The organism is Escherichia marmotae, assembly GCF_002900365.1.
Classification (GTDB): Bacteria; Pseudomonadota; Gammaproteobacteria; order Enterobacterales; family Enterobacteriaceae; genus Escherichia; species Escherichia marmotae.
The window spans coordinates 1,173,130-1,190,843 of the sequence record NZ_CP025979.1; the positions used below are offsets into that span (position 1 = coordinate 1,173,130).

At 48.4% G+C, this 17,714-nt stretch carries 19 protein-coding genes and 1 pseudogene; 6 read left to right on the top strand and 14 right to left on the bottom strand.

Features of this window, described 5'->3' with window-relative positions; all coding sequences use genetic code 11:
- Nucleotides 1-84: 84 nt before the first annotated feature.
- The 3 genes from C1192_RS06240 to C1192_RS06250 are packed head-to-tail and all read right to left on the bottom strand — an operon-like array spanning nt 85 to nt 1,525.
- On the bottom strand, nt 85-639 hold the full coding sequence (locus C1192_RS06240; RefSeq protein ID WP_038354853.1) for a DUF1133 family protein: 555 nt from the start codon (nt 637-639) through the stop codon (nt 85-87).
- A complete protein-coding gene (locus C1192_RS06245; RefSeq protein WP_038354854.1) occupies nt 636-926 on the bottom strand; it encodes a DUF1364 domain-containing protein in 291 nt (96 codons plus the stop codon). The genes C1192_RS06240 and C1192_RS06245 overlap by 4 nt, the downstream gene beginning before the upstream one ends.
- Nucleotides 926-1,525, bottom strand: a complete 600-nt coding sequence (locus tag C1192_RS06250; protein WP_000940320.1) for a DUF1367 family protein — start codon at nt 1,523-1,525, stop codon at nt 926-928. Before C1192_RS06250 ends, C1192_RS06245 begins: the two co-directional genes overlap by 1 nt.
- A gap of 814 nt (nt 1,526-2,339) precedes the next feature.
- On the opposite strand from C1192_RS06250, the gene C1192_RS06255 reads away from it, so the two are divergent.
- Nucleotides 2,340-2,678: a TehB family protein gene (locus C1192_RS06255; protein WP_000149055.1), complete on the top strand. Its 339-nt coding sequence runs from the start codon at nt 2,340-2,342 to the stop codon at nt 2,676-2,678.
- A 589-nt stretch (nt 2,679-3,267) separates the two neighbouring features.
- On the opposite strand, the gene C1192_RS06265 is transcribed toward C1192_RS06255, so the two are convergent.
- Nucleotides 3,268-4,005: a hypothetical protein gene (locus C1192_RS06265; protein ID WP_052463016.1), complete on the bottom strand. Its 738-nt coding sequence runs from the start codon at nt 4,003-4,005 to the stop codon at nt 3,268-3,270.
- Nucleotides 4,006-4,089: 84 nt separating this feature from the next.
- Nucleotides 4,090-5,240 (bottom strand): IS3-like element ISEc16 family transposase gene (locus tag C1192_RS06270; protein WP_103194781.1). Its coding sequence is split into 2 segments (ribosomal slippage): nt 4,090-4,979 and nt 4,979-5,240, totalling 1,152 coding nucleotides; the frame shifts between segments, so codons are not numbered across the junction.
- Between the two features lie 56 nt (nt 5,241-5,296).
- On the opposite strand from C1192_RS06270, the pseudogene C1192_RS06275 reads away from it, so the two are divergent.
- Nucleotides 5,297-6,076: pseudogene (locus C1192_RS06275) on the top strand (tyrosine-type recombinase/integrase); the annotation flags it as partial.
- 392 nt (nt 6,077-6,468) lie between these two features.
- Here the strand turns inward: C1192_RS06275 and C1192_RS06280 are convergent.
- The 3 genes from C1192_RS06280 to yobA are packed head-to-tail and all read right to left on the bottom strand — an operon-like array spanning nt 6,469 to nt 8,073.
- Entirely contained in the window at nt 6,469-6,810 is a 342-nt protein-coding gene (locus tag C1192_RS06280) for a YebY family protein (RefSeq protein ID WP_000976465.1), read from the bottom strand.
- Nucleotides 6,811-6,822: 12 nt separating this feature from the next.
- Complete coding sequence (copD, locus tag C1192_RS06285; protein ID WP_038354771.1) at nt 6,823-7,695, bottom strand: copper homeostasis membrane protein CopD; 873 nt, start codon at nt 7,693-7,695, stop codon at nt 6,823-6,825.
- Between the two features lie 3 nt (nt 7,696-7,698).
- Nucleotides 7,699-8,073: a CopC domain-containing protein YobA gene (yobA, locus tag C1192_RS06290; RefSeq protein ID WP_000168753.1), complete on the bottom strand. Its 375-nt coding sequence runs from the start codon at nt 8,071-8,073 to the stop codon at nt 7,699-7,701.
- 138 nt (nt 8,074-8,211) lie between these two features.
- Here yobA and holE point away from each other — a divergent pair, with 138 nt between their 5' ends.
- The 3 genes from holE to exoX all read left to right on the top strand — a co-directional run bounded on the left by holE (nt 8,212) and on the right by exoX (nt 9,886).
- Nucleotides 8,212-8,442 (top strand): DNA polymerase III subunit theta, encoded by a 231-nt coding sequence (gene holE / locus C1192_RS06295; protein ID WP_000916764.1) that lies wholly within the window; start codon nt 8,212-8,214, stop codon nt 8,440-8,442.
- Nucleotides 8,443-8,542: 100 nt separating this feature from the next.
- A complete protein-coding gene (gene yobB / locus C1192_RS06300) occupies nt 8,543-9,199 on the top strand; it encodes a carbon-nitrogen hydrolase family protein YobB (protein ID WP_000122137.1) in 657 nt (218 codons plus the stop codon).
- Nucleotides 9,200-9,223: 24 nt separating this feature from the next.
- Nucleotides 9,224-9,886 (top strand): exodeoxyribonuclease X, encoded by a 663-nt coding sequence (gene exoX / locus C1192_RS06305; protein ID WP_000944296.1) that lies wholly within the window; start codon nt 9,224-9,226, stop codon nt 9,884-9,886.
- On the opposite strand, the gene ptrB is transcribed toward exoX, so the two are convergent.
- From ptrB to yebG, 4 genes are all read right to left on the bottom strand, one after another.
- A complete protein-coding gene (ptrB, locus tag C1192_RS06310; protein WP_038354772.1) occupies nt 9,883-11,943 on the bottom strand; it encodes an oligopeptidase B in 2,061 nt (686 codons plus the stop codon). The two genes, exoX and ptrB, sit on opposite strands and share 4 nt — an antisense overlap.
- Before the next feature lie 208 nt (nt 11,944-12,151).
- On the bottom strand, nt 12,152-12,811 hold the full coding sequence (locus C1192_RS06315) for a tellurite resistance TerB family protein (protein WP_000024720.1): 660 nt from the start codon (nt 12,809-12,811) through the stop codon (nt 12,152-12,154).
- A gap of 306 nt (nt 12,812-13,117) precedes the next feature.
- A complete protein-coding gene (gene yebF, locus C1192_RS06320) occupies nt 13,118-13,474 on the bottom strand; it encodes a protein YebF (protein WP_001516261.1) in 357 nt (118 codons plus the stop codon).
- Nucleotides 13,475-13,540: 66 nt separating this feature from the next.
- Complete coding sequence (gene yebG, locus C1192_RS06325; protein WP_000257577.1) at nt 13,541-13,831, bottom strand: DNA damage-inducible protein YebG; 291 nt, start codon at nt 13,829-13,831, stop codon at nt 13,541-13,543.
- Between the two features lie 141 nt (nt 13,832-13,972).
- Here yebG and purT point away from each other — a divergent pair, with 141 nt between their 5' ends.
- On the top strand, nt 13,973-15,151 hold the full coding sequence (gene purT, locus C1192_RS06330) for a formate-dependent phosphoribosylglycinamide formyltransferase (protein ID WP_038354773.1): 1,179 nt from the start codon (nt 13,973-13,975) through the stop codon (nt 15,149-15,151).
- A gap of 55 nt (nt 15,152-15,206) precedes the next feature.
- Here the strand turns inward: purT and kdgA are convergent, their stop codons facing one another.
- Nucleotides 15,207-15,848, bottom strand: coding sequence for a bifunctional 4-hydroxy-2-oxoglutarate aldolase/2-dehydro-3-deoxy-phosphogluconate aldolase (gene kdgA / locus C1192_RS06335; protein ID WP_038354774.1), 642 nt, complete (start codon nt 15,846-15,848; stop codon nt 15,207-15,209).
- Between the two features lie 37 nt (nt 15,849-15,885).
- Entirely contained in the window at nt 15,886-17,697 is a 1,812-nt protein-coding gene (edd, locus tag C1192_RS06340; RefSeq protein ID WP_038354775.1) for a phosphogluconate dehydratase, read from the bottom strand.
- Between the last annotated feature and the right edge of the window lie 17 nt (nt 17,698-17,714).

Here is a 17,714-nt window from a genome sequence, read left to right on the forward strand (position 1 = left end):
TCGCTCCGTAAACATCCGGGGTGCTAATCCCGACGCCAGATTTTGCTGGCGCGTGAGGAATATAGCCCCGGATAACAGATTGAGTCAACAGACGGTTTTTAGATCCCCGGAAGAGAATGCATCACGCATCGGCAGATAGAGCATAAACTCTGCCATTTTCAACCACGCATCTATGCGATTACGGCACGTGGCGTAACACCACTCAGGGTGTGAATCATTCAGCAATTCAGCCATTTTGCGCTTAGTCATCCCCCTCCCTTCATATCGTTGCCGGAGGATACAAATCAATCCTGGGTGTTCTGCCAGCACTTCACTAATCACCCGATCAATGCATAACGCCTCTGCATCAGTACAATGCACCAGCCAGCTTTTTTGCTTGCCGTTGATCATATCCCGCAAAAAAGCCTCAAGTTCAGGTTTGTCCAGACCTGCTTTTTTCATCCTCCGGAGCGCCTCGTTAATTGCCGTTTTTGTCAGCTTTTTAGAGGTCAGCAACTGGTTGAACATATTTCCCATCTTACCGCCGCCAATATACGACCAGCGCCCCCACATGCGCAGTTTTCCCTGAATCCAGACACTTTCCAGCGTGGTGAGACGAAGGTGTTCCCCGCTTTTGCCTGTATTTGTTGGGTAAATCATAAATAACCTTCCTTTCTCCAGATTTCTTGTGTGCGAAAAACACCTTCTGCATGCATCAGGCGTAATTCTTCTTTGGTGTAATCGCTGGTTTTTACCCGCCCGTCGATTAAATCGTGGCATGAGCTACAGGCAATCGCCGCCTGCATATCGTGTGGTTTTGTCGCTGTTCCGCACGTTCCCGCCAGTCGGTAATGCGCCAGCACAGACGTTTCGGGATTGTGATTGCAGTAGCCAGGAATTCTGGCCTGGCACATCTGGCCCCGCGCCGCTTTACGTAAATCCACCATTACGCAAACTCCAGCAGCTGCGCGGCCACATTTTCGACTTGTTCCGGAGAGGAAAATTTACGGAACAGAATCCAGTTCCACAGCACATTCAGTACAGATTTATAAACCTGCTGAAACACGGTTTCGTCCATATTCGCAAACGCGATAGATTTCGCCCGACGCCCACGACTACCATCAGGATAAAGATGCTCGGTGTAAAATCCGGCCTGAATGGTTACCCACTCGCGGAAAGCCTCAAACGACTTTAGCAATGCCGTATCCCGAGTTCTGCGTGTCGCAACTGTATTTAGATATTGCTCTGCGGCATCACTCAGGGCTGGTGTGTGTTCCCGACCAACTGATTCGCACAAGTAATCCACGAAACCAGACAGCAGTTCTCGTTCGCGAGGTGTGATCGCCCCACCGACCGGAGTCCAGTAATCGAATCCCAGTTGCAGGAGTTTGAAAAAACGCTTGTGGAATGCGTAGTTACGCACACGCTTAAAGTCTGCGTGTATCCACTCACCTATTTTGATTTGATGCAGAAAATCGCAACTCTCCGGCGTCGCCGGGAGAAGTAAACCAGAAGAGGTTTGTTTGACCAGTTGTATATGCGCCATTTCTCAATCTCTCGATGGCGCAGCGCAGCAGATGCCAGTTGTTCAGGCTGACGAATAAAGTATAAATAAACTGGCTATGGTGTAAAGCCCCACATAGCATGAACAAACACTACATATCAAATAGCTGGTACAAGGATAGAAATACGACACTTATTATTAAAAACGATTAGATAAATTACATTTTAATGTTATGCAAAAGTTCTTTTTTATCATAATATTTCAATAAAAGCATTACAGATGCAATCATCCCGTCATCATCAATTATTTAAGGTGGTTAAACATGGAAAATAACAAGTTCGCACATCTCGCTCCTTTTTTATCCGTAATCCTTTTCGCTTGTTGTTTTATATGGGCATTATTTTTATAAAGTAGCCACATGATAAGTTGCTGGAATCATATTTCCCACTCAAGTCATTAACATTTGATAAGATATATCTAAAAGGACGCCTTTACATTATTTATGCGTATATAATTTATTTATATACACAGTAAAGGTATCCTGGGAAAATATTTATCGTTAAAAAAATATATCATAAATAATTAAGCTGAAATTTCAGAACACAACTAATACACACAATAAGGTTCAGTAACAGTAATCTATGTGGACTACATCGAGATTTTTTGATTAAACTTTAATAACTTATTCCTAACACACAGAATGCATAAACTAAAAGTAAAACAAATAGTTATACGAAAAACAACCATATTTATTCTATCTTCTCCTCTAATCAACATATCAATTATGTGTTTCATAACAGCTTGACATAACCCTCCAAAAGATGCATTTATAATGCATGTTTTGGAGGAGGTGGTTATGACACACAAGAGAATTCCTAAAGATTGGGTAATCAAACGCTCAACTCCGTTCTTCACAAAAGAGAACGTACCTTCAGCGTTATTAACACATCATAATACAGCAGCAGGTGTTTTTGGGCAGTTGTGCGTAATGGAAGGCACTGTAACATATTATGGTTTTACTGATGAGAATGCTACTGAACCGGAGATAAAAGTAGTCATTAATGCTGGCGCTTTTGCAACAAGCCCACCACAATACTGGCACCGTGTTGAACTAAGCGATGATGCTCAGTTTAATATTAACTTTTGGGTCGCTCCAGACTTCTCGGGCGAAAAAGTCTATAGCACCAAAAAATAGATGATCATATTAAAAATGCTTTAACAGTCAGACCCGGCAGGGCTATCCCCGACGGGTCTCATTTTTGTAAATATATTGGTTCTACATTGACAGGAGACTTCAACCATAAGAAGTAATCTGAATACTTGAGCAATAAATTTACTTAAGATTAATGAGCGCACCTTGCCGGACAAAGATAAACCAAGGTAACACCTTTTTTCTAGCCAGTATGTAATCAATCAGAAAGCCGCTCCATAAGAACAACAGCAAGACAATAAATTGCCATTACAGCCGCAATAGCCAGCGCACATTTGAGAACCAGCACGACAACCCCCTGTATTAGACGCACACCAGTCCTGATAAATATGAGGCTGTCTCGTCAGTGATTCAATACAACTATTGGGTATAGTTTCTGTGATTTTATTCTGTAGAAATGGAACACAACAACCAGTCACCACCAGCACTTCCTTAAATGCTCTAAGTCAGAAACAAGCCAACATTTTAGTCCGCTTTGAGCGAAAAGCGGATATTCAATTAAGCATTCCTACAAAAAAGCCCTCGAATAGAGAGGGCTGTTATCTGATCTAAGCCTGTTTTTGTCTCACAGTATTTAGTATGAGCGAATAAGTTTATCGTAGGCCGTTGCTTTCGATAGGTTCGGTAACTGGAGAGCAGTCGATGCTATGATCGCATTAAGAGCTTGCGAGGTTATTTGATTGGTAGTTCTGCTAACAAAATTGGATGCTATATGTTTATATCGAGAAGCACATGTTTGAGTTGCAAGCCTAGATATCACGTCTTTATCATAAATTATTTTTACGAACTCTTTTAACTCTGCCTCGCCGAACTTACCAATCATTTCTTCATAGTAAGAAACGGCCATATTAGACACTCCATAGATGTTGCCCAAATAACACAAAACTATAGTCTTAACATATTCAAATCGAACTGAGTCAGGGACATTCCCAGCAGAGGAGATATATGCTGCCAAAGAGGATGCATGAGCAGGTTCATTATGGAAATTATTCCATCCAAAATGGGCTTGGTATAAATTTGTCACTCTGATTGATATTTCAACAGCCAAAGAGTCTGATGGAAGATATGGAAGACCAGATACAGTAGTTAAAAACTCATTAGCCGCATCTTTCCTGGCTCTCTCTCCGTTAGCTGCAAAAGATTGATATCTTATACCACAACTATACTTCGTAGTTTCTGACGAAAGATCCCAACATTTTTTTGCAATTCCTTTTATATTATTCTTAACCTGTACAGCCGCGTTATCATTAGTATACATCCCAAATATAGTTCTTAAGAAAGAATCAACAACATCTTGAGGTAGGTTTTCCATCGCAGATTTTATATGGGCTAAGTCATCGCCTTCTAAGTTAGCGCCTCTGATGTTTGATCCTACCCACGTAATGTGGACACGGCCCTAAGCGAGATTATGGTTTTCAAATTGTTCCGGGCTGAGACCGCCACAGGCACTGTGACGACGCCAGCGATTGTAATCACACTCGATATAATTAAACACCGTTGCCCGCATTATTTCCCGGCTGCTAAAGCGTTCCCCGTGGATACATTCCACCTTCAGCGAATGAAAGAAGCTTTCCACACAGGCATTGTCATAACAGTTGCCTTTCGCACTCATACTGCCACGCAGGTTGTGTCGCTTCAGCAGCGCCTGATAATCCCCTGAACAGTATTGACCACCACGGTCCGTATGAACAATGACGCTTTCCGGGCGTCTTCTCCGCCACAACGCCATTTGCAGTGCATCACAGGCCAGTTGTGCTGTCATTCGCGGTGACATCGACCAGCCAATAACGGCGCGTGACCACAGGTCGATGACTACTGCGAGATACAACCAGCCCTCATCGGTACGCAAGTACGTGATGTCACCCGCCCACTTCTGGTTCGGGCCGCTGGCGCTGAAGTCCTGCTCCAGCAGATTCTCCAATACGGGCAGGCCATGTGCACGGTAGCTGACCGGGCTGAACTTCCGGCCGGCTTTCGCCCGCAGCCCCTGACGACGCAGGCTGGCGGCAATGGTTTTAATATTGAACTCCGGCAGTTCGTCAGCAAGGCGGGGAGCACCGTATCGCTGCTTTGCCTCAAAGAATGCCTTATGAACAGCGGTATCGCAGGTGAGCCGAAACTGTTGGCGCAGGCTCATCTGGTGACGACGCCTGAGCCAGACATACCAGCCGCTGCGGGCAACCCGAAGTACACGACACATCGCTTTGATGCTGAACTCTGCCCGATGATTTTCGATGAAGACATACTTCATTTCAGGCGCTTCGCGAAGTATGTCGCGGCCTTTTGGAGGATGGCCAGTTCCTCAGCCTGCTCCGCCAGTTGTCGTTTAAGGCGGACATTTTCAGCGGCCAGTTCGCTTTCGCGCTCTGACGAACTCATTTGTTGCTGCTGTTTACTGCGCCAGGCATAAAGCTGAGATTCATACAGGCTGAGTTCACGGGCTGCGGCGGCCACACCGATGCGTTCAGCGAGTTTCAGGGCTTCGTTACGAAATTCAGGCGTATGTTGTTTACGGGGCTTCTTGCTGATTGATACTGGTTTTGTCATGAGTCACCTCTGGTTGAGAGTTTACTCACTTAGTCCTGTGTCCACTATTGGTGGGTAAGATCAATCAACTGGAGACAATAAAAGAAAAATTGGGAGGGATTTTACTGACAGAAATAACCACTCGCCATATTGCCGAGTTTCTTGATTTGTGGATTGAAGGAGGGAAAAACACAATGGCAGGATCAATGCGTTCTGTGTTGTCTGATATGTTTCGTGAGGCCATTGTTGAAGGACGTATATCTCAAAATCCAGTAACGCCAACAAGAGCACCGAAAATAGTAGTTACAAGAGAACGACTGAAACTAAAGACATACAACTGCATCAGGGAGGCAGCAGATCAACTTCCGGCATGGTTCCCATTAGCTATGGATTTAGCCCTTGTAACAGGACAACGTCGCGAAGACATAACGAATATGCGGTTCAGTGATATTTATGATGATCGTCTCCACATCAGGCAAATTAAGACAGGAATGATGATTGCTATCCCCCTGTCACTCAGCCTTCCTGTCGCTGGTCTACGGCTTGGTACAGTAGTTGAACAGTGCCGCCTGGTAAGCCGGGGAGATTATCTAATCAGTGCCGGGATTAGAAAAAACAGCCCTGACGGCAGCATTCACCCGGATGGCCTGACAAAAAAATTTGTCGCAGCCAGAAAATTAACAGGTATCCAGTTCAGTGAAAACCCACCAACTTTTCACGAGATCAGAAGTCTGGCTGGACGATTGTACAAAGAGACATGTGGAGAAGAATTTGCTCAGCGTCTACTTGGCCACACATCGGAGAAGACAACAAAAATGTATCTTGATGAGAGAGAAAAAACGTACTTACTGCTCTGATTTTAACGTAAATGGATTGTTAAATGTATTTTGGTTGTGATATAACCAAAAAAGACCGGAATACAGAAATTCGAGTAAATTTCGGGGAATTTCGGGGATACGTTTGCAACTGATTGATTTTAAATACAATTAAAAAAAGACCGAATACGATTCCTGTATTCGGTCCAGGGAAATGGCTCTTGGGAGAGAGCCGTGCGCTAAAAGTTGGCATTAATGCAGGCTTAGTTGCCTTGCCTTTTAAGAATAGATGACGACGCCAGGTTTTCCAGTCCGCGCGTAAAGTGGTCAGAAAAAAAGCGCGTTTATCATCCTCTAAAATGTTAAAAACCGCCCGTTCTGGTGAAAGCACCCGAGCGGTTTTTTATTTAAAATCAAAAAATTACTATAGATAATTAACAGAGTCTCTCAGCTCTTTCAATAAACGGTGCCAGACTCACTTTTTCGCCTGGTTTATTGGGATCATCAATCTGGATCACCGAAATGGGCTGGGCTTTAGTCTTCCCGCTGGCTACTTCCTTTTGTGCGATATCGTTTAAAGGATACTGCACCAGGGTACTTGGGTTAATGACATACAAAGCATTGCCCGGACGACAGGTCAGCATCACCTCTTCGCGATTAAACGCCCATTTGTCTTTACCCATTTCAAAACGGCTGACGGTAATCACCTGCGGAGCCGCCAACGCCGCTGCCGAACTGGTGAGTAACAGAAACGCCAGAATACTTTTTTTCATCATTTTCGTAATCCATCAAAAAGGTTCGAGAGTCGCAAGCAGGCTGATAATCACCAGCACTACCGCACCTATCGCCCATTCGAGTTTAGTCATCCACACAAACCAGGGTGCCGCACGGTCTTCGTCCTGCCCCATGCGCGGAACAAGAACATAACGATTTGCCAGCGCGATGGCCACCATAACCATTACCAGTATGACTTTAAGTAATAAAAGCTGCCTCCAGTACGTCGCAAGTGTGGGGGAAAATCCAGTGATTAACAATGTATTAAGCACACCACTGCCCAGTACACCTATCACAGCAAAATGCCCACACCTGGAGAATCGCATCAGTGCATGAATGGCCTCACGTCGCCAACGCCCTTTCACCAACTGCATACACCAGACGACCGGCAGCAAGCCACCAAACCATGCCGCCGCACAGATCAGATGTACGGCGTGATTCGTCTGATGGATTTTCGCCGTTAATCCTTCGTTTAATGTCGCGTGTCCTACTCCCGCCATCAAAATAAATTGCGCGGTAGTTAACATAAACAACAAACGAGGCATATTCCGTGGTTGCATCAGAGCCACGGTCAGCGTAACGAGGGCGAGAACGATTTGCCAAATCCAGACACCACCAAACTGTGTTTGTAACACCGACAACCAAATGTTCAACGACACCACATCCGGCCATCCCGCGCCCATCAACCCTCCCTGAACGGCGAACATCGCAGCGGCACTGCTCAAACTCCAGACGGCGGCGTGCTGTTGTATACGCAGAAAACGTTTCGTCAGTAATCGACGAATTGTTACTGGTGCCAGCCATGCTCCATACATCGCGAAGCCAAAGACCAGCATCAGGGAGATAAAATGGATAAATCGTAGTGCGACCCAGGTAAACGCCAACATGCTTTATTTCACTGTAAAGGTGTATTGCCCTTTGGTTTTATGCCCGTCCACCGAAACAACATGCCAGTTAACGGTATAACTCCCAGGCTTCAGGGCGTCGGCAAGCGGAACAATCAATTGGGTTTTGTCCTGTTCATTACGCTTCGCGGGTAACGTTTTAATATTTTCATTCTTTGAGCCAATGACTTTTGCGCCACTGAACCCGGGTTCAATACTTTCAGAGAAGTTTAAAGTAATGGCCTGTGGAGCAGCGATAACCTCCGCATTCGCCGCAGGATACTGATGCGTCAAATGCGCATGCGCCCAGGCAGAAGGTACTCCCAGCGAAGCTGTCAGAAATGTCAGCGCATAACGAAGGGAACGTGCAGTTGAAGCCATATTATCTATTCCTTTTTGTAATAACTTTTTTACTGAGCATAACCTTGTCTAATGATAGAGTCGAGGATCATCAATTCCGGCTTGCCATCCTGGCTAACTCTTAGTAACTTTTGCCCGCGATTAATGAGGAGACACAGCATGTTGAAGAATCTGGCCAAACTGGATCAAACTGAAATGGATAAAGTTAATGTCGATCTGGCGGCCGCCGGGGTAGCATTTAAAGAACGTTACAATATGCCGGTGATTGCTGAAGCGGTTGAACGTGAACAACCAGAACACCTGCGAAGCTGGTTTCGTGAGCGCCTTATCGCCCACCGTCTCACCTCTGTAAATCTGTCACGTTTACCTTACGAACCTAAACTTAAATAAACCTTATATTAAGTTACACTTCCTTACATGATGCCTGCTAAATTATGAGTATTTTCTTATTCTCACCAATATTTGCGGACACTGTGAAAAGGAAGTCATCATGTCATACAGGAAAGTCGCAGCAGCACAATATGAGCCTCGTAAAGCCTCACTCACTGAGCAGGTAGCCCATCATCTGGAGTTCGTGAGGGCTGCCGCCAGACAGCAGTGTGAACTTTTGGTTTTCCCCTCGCTTTCTCTACTGGGATGTGATTATAAACGACGCCCTCTTCCTGCCCCGCCCGACCTCTCGCTATTAGACCCGCTTTGTTATGCCGCAATGACTTATCGAATGACCATTATTACCGGCCTTCCCGTTGAATATAACGATCGATTTATTCGTGGAATTGCCGTATTTGCACCGTGGATGAATGCGCCAGCAATTTATCATCAAAGTCACGGAGCATGCCTGGGGCGACATTCCAAAACCATCACGGTGGTGGATGGACAACCTGAAGGTATTGATATGGACCCGAGCTGCTCACTCTTTACCACCGGTCAGTGCATCAGCGAGCCAGATTTATTGACTTCTACTCGCCACTTACAATTTTTCTCACATCAATATTCCATCGCTGTTCTAATGGCTAATGCCCGCGGTAATAGTGCATTGTGGGATGAATATGGTCGCCTCATCGTCCGCGCCGATTACGGTTCGTTATTGTTAGTTGGTCAGCGCACATCGCAGGGTTGGCAAGGCGATATCATTCCATTACGCTAGGCGTTTTCGACCCGGAGTTTTGCCATGTTGCGTATTATCGATACTGAAACCTGCGGTTTACAGGGAGGGGTCGTGGAGATTGCCTCTGTTGATGTTGTTGACGGGAAAATCGTTAACCCTATGAGTCACCTGGTTCGCCCCGACCGCCCTATCACTCCGCAGGCTATGGCGATCCACCGTATTACTGAAGCCATGGTTGCTGACAAACCGTGGATTGAAGACGTGCTCCCACACTACTACGGTAGTGAATGGTATGTCGCCCACAACGCCAGCTTTGACCGCCGTGTACTGCCTGAAATGCCCGGTGAGTGGATCTGCACGATGAAATTGGCCCGTCGTTTGTGGCCGGGGATCAAGTACAGCAACATGGCGCTGTATAAAACACGTAAGCTCAATGTGCAAACGCCGCCGGGGCTGCATCACCACCGTGCGCTGTATGACTGTTACATCACCGCGGCCTTACTTATCGATATTATGAACACATCCGGCTGGACGGTAGAACAAATGGCGGATATCACCGGGCGTCCGTCATTGTTAACGACATTCACGTTTGGCAAGTATCGCGGCAAAGCGGTATCAGAAGTTGCAGAGCGCGATCCGGGCTATCTGCGCTGGTTGTTTAATAACCTCGACAGTATGAGCCCGGAACTGCGTTTAACCTTGAAGCACTATTTGGCGGATGCTTAAGCCGCTGGCTGACCAGGTAATGTTCCCTGCGCCAGCGCGACCAGAAAAGCATATTCCATTGCCACACCTTCGTAAGATTTAAAGCGACCGGATTTGCCGCCATGCCCCGAGTCCATGTCGGTACATAACAGCAACAGATGGTCGTCTGTTTTAAGCTCGCGCAATTTAGCCACCCATTTTGCCGGTTCCCAGTATTGCACCTGTGAATCGTGTAAACCTGTCGTCACCAGCAAATGTGGGTAAGCCTGCGCCGTGACATTGTCATACGGGCTGTAGCTTTTCATGTACTCGTAATATTGTAGATCCTGCGGATTCCCCCACTCTTCAAACTCGCCCGTAGTGAGCGGAATCGACTCATCAAGCATCGTCGTCACCACATCGACAAACGGCACCTGGGCAATAACGCCGTGGAACAATTCTGGTCGTTCATTGATAGCGACCCCCATCAACATGCCACCCGCGCTACCCCCCATCGCATAACAGAGCGAAGGAGAACCGTAACCCAGCTTTAACAGTGCGTCGCAGGCATCAAGATAATCATTGAAAGTATTTTTCTTTTTCAGGAACTTGCCATCTTCGTACCACTGCTGCCCCAGTTCACCACCGCCACGAACATGCACAATGGCGTAGACAAAGCCGCGATCCAACAAACTCAGGCGACTAAAACTGAAATCGGCATCAATACTTGCGCCGTAAGAACCATATCCGTACACCAGCAGCGGGTTGTGCCCTTTGCGGAAATGTTTGCGATGATAAACCAACGAAACCGGAACTTCGACGCCATCACGGGCGGTGATCCACAGGTGTTCACTACGGTAATTCTCTGCATCAAAACCGGGCACTTCAGTTTGTTTTAATACGCGGCGTTCACCGGTGTCCATATCCAGTTCAAACAGCGTGTCTGGCGTGGTCATGGAGGAATAGCCGTAACGCAATCGCGAAGTTTCAGGTTCCGGATTATAGGCAATCCAGGTGACGTAAGCCGGATCGTCAAAAGCAATACCGATAACTTCCCGCGTTTTGCGATTGATTTGCCGCAGACTGGTTAACCCACGCTGGCGCTCTTCAACCACCAGCCAGTCGGTAAACAGCGTAAATCCTTCCAGCATGATGTTATCGCGTGGCGGAATTAACTCTTCCCACTGCTGCTCTTCACGCATTCGGGTACGATATAAACCAAAGTTTTTGCCGTTACGGTTAGAGCGTAGATAAAAGCGGTGCTGATAATGATCGAGACTGTATTCGTGATCTTTACGCCGCGGCCAAAAGACAAACGGTTCTGCATCGGCCAGCTCGGCATCCAGCAGACGAACTTCACTGGTCGTGGCGCTGGCAAGGTGAATAACCACATAGTGTTTTGATGTCGTTTTATGCAAACTGACATAAAAAGTATCGTCTTTTTCTTCGTAGATCAGTTTATCTTGCGATGCCGGAGTCCCGATGGCGTGCCGCCAGACCTGATAAGGCAGCAGAGTTACCGGATGCTTACGCACATAATAAAAAGTCCATGAGTCATTCGCCCAGACAAAGCTGGGTTCCACATTATCCAGCAGTTCGGGATACCAGTTGCCCGTTTCAAGATTGCGAAAACGGATGCCGTACTGGCGTCGGGAAAGGAAATCTTCTGCCAGCGCCATAATGGTGTTATCGGGCGTTATAGCCATGCCGCCCATAGAATAAAATTCACTGTGTGCCGCCCGCTTGTTGGCATCAAGCAACGTTTCCCATTCGTCCCACTCTTCAGTGAATGCAGACTGGCGTTGATAAATGGCATATTCACTGCCGGGTTCATAAATATGCCGGTAACGATAACCGTTTTTAATATAAGGCGCAGAGACTTCTCTTTGCGGGATACGCTCAATGATTTCTTTTAGTATCCGATCCTGCAGGGCTTGTTGCGAAGCCATCACCTGGTGCCCGTAACTATTTTCCTGTTGCAGGTAATTCAGTACTTCCGGCTGCGAGCGCGTGTCGTCCCGCAACCAGTAGTAATTGTCGATACGCGTATCACCATGAAGCGTCATGGCATGGGGAATTCGAGCAGCTTTTGGTAGCATGTTATTGTTCTTTCTGGTTGAAGCATCTTATAAGGGTGGCAAAACTCACCCGGGATGCAAGCGAAACAGGACAGTCATTGCAGCGATGATGACACGTTATGAAGTGAAAATCGAAAGGTAGCAGGCAGATAAAATCAGTCGGTTCAACTAGCTGTGCGAGTTTGTATAGCCCGAAAAACGTAAATATAGGGCTATACAGAGAGAAGGATTATTCAGACAAAGTACGCTTTTGCTGTTCGAGATCGCGTTCGATCCCTTCGCGAACATCCTGGGGAATTTTCAGCGCGTCGCCCAGTGCATTCAGGTAACTACGCTCCATAAAATGGTCAATATCAATAGCTGCACAGCTCAGGAAATAGATTTCCAGCGCCTCTTCTTCGTTTCGAACCCCCAGGGCCAGACGCTGAGGATCCAATGGCTGTTCGATTGCCTGCTCGATAAGAACACGGCCCTGCTCTTCTACACCCGCTTCACGCAATTGCTGATCGATAGCCGCACGCTCTTTGGCATCAATATGACCATCACTTTTAGCGGCAAATACCAGCGCGAGGATCAAACGTTCCGTGCGCTCATCCAGCGGCGTGCTCTGGGTGCCGAATTGCGGTTCGTTCTGGTGCGCCGCGCGAATTTTATCTTTGTATTTGTTCCACAGCACCGTACCAGCCACCGCGCCACCGCCTACCAGCAACGCGTTCGTGCCATACTTCGTTAAAAGTTTACGTGCTGATTTATTCGCTACCAGTAACCCAGCCAGCCCGCCTAATGCGCCCGGCACTAAAAGTTTGCCCAATCCCTGATCCGTAGACGAGGAGGTAGAAGAACTGTTTTGCCCGAGAAGGGATTGCAGTTGATTTAACCAGTTAGCCATGTTTGCTCCTCAATAACCATTTTAATGCCTGTAGCATAGCGGATGAGGATGTCAGAAAGTGTATATTGAGGCAAAAGATGCGCAAATTAGTGGACAGCAAGGAAGCCAGCCACGGAAAATGGTGATCGGGTTATTTAGGGTAATTGCGATGGTAGAGGTTTGTAGCCGTAATTGGAGTTGCCTTATGCTGATTGCCTGATGCGACGCTGTCGCGCCTTATCAGGCCTGCGGGATCTGGTGCGTTATAGAGCGGATAAGACGCTCGCGCCGCATCCGCCAGGGGTTGTGTGCAATGACTGACAGCAATTAACGACGCTGGTAATCCGCCATTCCCGCTTTACAGTCCACATTAACCAGATAATGAATATCAGCGCTTTTACCACGCACGGTCAGCGGAACTGACCATTTATCATCTTTACCCTGAATATCCTGCACACTGACCCACGCTACCGGATCGGCCTGACCAACGATTTTTTGATCGTCTGCCCAGCGCGCGACGCGGTTTTGTTGATAATCGCGTTTTACACTCGCAGCGATTCCAGCTGCATCCAGACCTTCACACTTTGGGAAAGTGACCGACTTGCTGGTTTCGTTATTTGCAGCGAAAACTGATGCACAGGCAGAAAGCAGTAACAGCCCCAACAACGCCCCTCTTTTTTTCATGTTTTTCTCCATAGCACAATGATTCAGGAGAAAGCATGGTACAAATTATCAGGAGCGCAAGTGGCTTCAGGCGGCGTGTGTCTCATCTGCCACATCAGAGCGACTACCGACCACCTGGGGAGACGGTAATTTACCAGTTTTCAGAATCGTGCTAAGCACATCTTTCTGTTCTGCCAGCCACAGCGAAAGCGCTTCACGTTGCTCGTCTTCCATTTGTACTGGAGAATTTGTCAGCCAGGTGTCGAGCAGATCCGCCGTATCAAGCATTTTGTCATAAGCATCGGCTTCCTTTTTGCTGGTAAACGACATCTTCTCTTCGCCCTCACGAATGACTACGTATTTAATTTCAACCGCCATTTGCAGCCTCTCACAATAACTGTAATTTTATACAGTATAATTCTTTTCGGTCTTGAAATCAACACGAGCAATCAAGCAATAAAGACATACGCAAACGTTTTCGTTTATACTGCGCGCGGAATTAATCAGGGGATATTCGTTATGACGTTATTAGGCACTGCGCTGCGTCAGGCAGCAACTCGCGTGATGTTATTAGGCTCCGGTGAACTGGGTAAAGAAGTGGCCATCGAGTGCCAACGCCTCGGTGTAGAAGTGATTGCGGTCGATCGCTATGCCGACGCGCCAGCCATGCATGTCGCGCATCGTTCTCATGTCATCAATATGCTGGATGGCGATGCGTTGCGCCGTGTGGTTGAACTGGAAAAACCGCACTATATCGTGCCGGAGATCGAAGCTATTGCCACCGATATGCTGATCCAGCTTGAAAAGGAAGGGTTGAATGTTGTCCCCTGCGCTCGTGCGACTCAGCTAACGATGAATCGCGAAGGGATCCGTCGCCTGGCGGCAGAAGAACTTCAGCTTCCCACTTCAACGTATCGTTTTGCCGATAGCGAAAGTCTTTTCCGCGAGGCGGTTACCGCCATTGGCTATCCCTGTATCGTTAAACCGGTCATGAGTTCTTCCGGCAAGGGGCAGACGTTTATTCGCTCTGCCGACCAGCTTGCTCAGGCGTGGGAGTACGCCCAGCAAGGTGGTCGCGCCGGGGCGGGCCGCGTGATTGTTGAAGGCGTGGTTAAGTTTGACTTTGAGATTACCCTACTAACCGTCAGTGCGGTGGATGGCGTCCATTTCTGTGCACCAATAGGTCATCGTCAGGAAGATGGTGACTATCGCGAATCCTGGCAACCGCAGCAAATGAGCCCACTGGCTCTGGAACGTGCGCAGGAGATTGCCCGCAAAGTGGTGCTGGCGCTGGGCGGCTATGGTCTGTTTGGTGTGGAGTTGTTTGTCTGTGGCGATGAGGTGATTTTCAGTGAAGTCTCCCCTCGCCCGCATGACACCGGGATGGTGACGTTAATTTCTCAGGATCTCTCGGAATTTGCCCTGCATGTACGCGCGTTCCTCGGACTGCCTGTTGGCGGGATTCGTCAGAATGGCCCTGCCGCTTCTGCAGTTATCCTGCCGCAACTGACCAGTCAGAATGTCACGTTTGATAATGTGCAGAATGCCGTTGGCGCAGGTTTGCAGATTCGTTTATTTGGTAAGCCGGAAATTGATGGCAGCCGTCGTCTGGGTGTGACACTGGCTACAGCGGAGAGCATTGATGAGGCGATTGAACGCGCGAAGCACGCCGCCGCACAGGTGAAAGTACAAGGTTAAGTCCGTCAGAAACACGCTGCAAAAATGCCCGATCATGGATCGGGCATTTTGACTTTTACAGCTTCGCGCCTTCTACTGCTTCACGTGCCAGCTTAGTGATGCGGTCGTAATCGCCTGCTTCCAGCGCATCCGCCGGAACCAGCCATGAACCACCGATACACAGCACGCTTTTCAGCGCCAGGTAGTCACGGTAGTTAGCCGGAGAAATACCACCAGTCGGGCAGAAACGAACCTGGGAGAACGGGCCTGCGATCGCCTGCAGTGCTTTCACGCCGCCATTAGCTTCCGCCGGGAAGAATTTGAACTCTTTCAGGCCGTAGTCCATACCCAGCATCAGTTCAGAAACAGTGCTGATACCTGGAATCAGAGGAATGAAGCCTTCAGTCGCTGCTTTCAGCAGTGGTTCAGTCAGACCCGGGCTAATGGCGAACTGTGCGCCTGCTTCGGTCACTTCTGCCAGTTGCTGTGGGTTCAGCACAGTACCAGCACCCACAATCGCTTCCGGTACTTCTTTGGCGATTGCACGGATAGCATCAACTGCACACTCGGTACGCAAAGTCACTTCCAGAACGCGCACGCCACCAGCAACCAACGCTTTTGCCATTGGCACCGCGTGTTCCAGTTTGTTTACCACAATAACCGGTACAACCGGGCCAGTGGTCAGGATTGATTCTGCACTTGTTTTCCAGTTTTTCATCAGAGTTTTCTCTCGCCTGATTACAAATTTTGTCGTCTTAAAAAGTGATACAGGTTGCGCCCTGTTCGGCACCGGACAGTTTTTCACGCAAGGCGCCGAATAATTCACGTCCTGTTCCTACGCGTGACGCGCTCAGGTCAGGAATGTGTGGTTCGCGAGCAGCCAGTTCCGCTTCGTCTACCAGCAACGTCAGTTCGCCTGTCTGTCCATTCACACGAATGATGTCTCCATCGCGCACTTTCGCCAGTAACCCGCCATCGTAGGCTTCTGGTGTTACGTGGATAGCTGACGGCACTTTACCTGAAGCACCGGAGAGGCGTCCATCGGTAACTAACGCAATTTTGAAACGCCGGTCCAATAATACACCAAGTGGCGGCATGAGTTTATGTAATTCTGGCATTCCGTTCGCTTTTGGCCCCTGATGACGAACAACAACCACACAATCACGGTCCAGCAAACCCGCTTCAAAGGCTGGCATAACGTCATGCTGGCTCTCGAAAACAACCGCAGGCGCTTCAATTACCTGGTTTTCAACGGGTACAGCGGAGGTTTTCATAACCGCACGGCCCAGGTTACCGCTTAACACTTTTGTCCCACCATGATGAGAGAAAGGTTGTTCGAAGGAAGCGATCACATTGCTGTCGAGCGATTTTTCTGCACCTTCTCGCCAGTCCAGCTCACCGTTATTCAGCCACGGCTCGAGGGTATAACGAGAAAGACCAAAACCCGCTACCGTATTCACATCTTCATGCAGCAGACCCGCCTTGAGCAGTTCACGCACCAGCACCGGTACGCCTCCCGCCGCCTGGAAGTGATTAATATCGGCCGGGCCGTTCGGGTAGAGACGCGCCATCAGCGGTACGACATCAGAAAGATCAGAGAAGTCATCCCAGTTAATCTGAATACCCGCCGCACGCGCCATCGCCACCAGGTGCATTGTATGGTTAGTGGAACCACCTGTTGCCAGCAGCGCCACGATACCGTTCACCACCACTTTCTCATCGATCATCTTACCGATTGGCATCCATTCATTACCATTGCCGGTCATGCGTGTAACCTGGCGCGCAGCGGCTGCAGTTAATGCATCACGCAGTGGAGAGTCCGGATGAATAAAAGAAGAGCCTGGCAACTGCATCCCCATAAATTCAACCACCATCTGATTGGTGTTGGCTGTACCGTAAAAAGTACACGTACCCGGCGCATGATAAGACGCGGCTTCTGACTCCAGCAGCGCCATACGATCCACTTTTCCTTCAGCATAAAGCTGGCGAATGCGAACTTTCTCTTTGTTTGGCAAACCACTTGCCATCGGGCCTGATGGCACAAATACCGCAGGCAGATGACCGAACGACAGTGCAGCCATCGTCAGCCCTGGGACAATCTTGTCGCACACGCCGAGGAACAGCGCGCCATCAAACATGTTATGAGACAGCCCCACCGCCGCCGACATGGCAATCACTTCGCGGCTTAACAGCGACAGCTCCATTCCGTCCTGCCCCTGGGTGACACCATCGCACATCGCCGGAACACCCCCCGCCACCTGGCCGACCGCGTTAGCTTCATGCAGTGCTTTACGAATGATCTCTGGATAATGTTCATAAGGCTGGTGGGCAGAGAGCATGTCGTTGTAGGAGGTGATAATGGCGATATTGTTACGCAACATGCTTTTCAGGGAGGCTTTGTCTTCTGGCTGGCAAGCGGCGAAACCGTGTGCCAGATTACCGCATGCCAACTGCGAACGATGAACGGTCGAGGTTTTCGCTTGTTCGATCCGGGCGAGATAAGCAGAACGAGTCGCGCGCGAACGTTCAATAATTCGTTTTGTTACGCGTAACAATTGTGGATTCATAAAGGCTCCTGAAATTG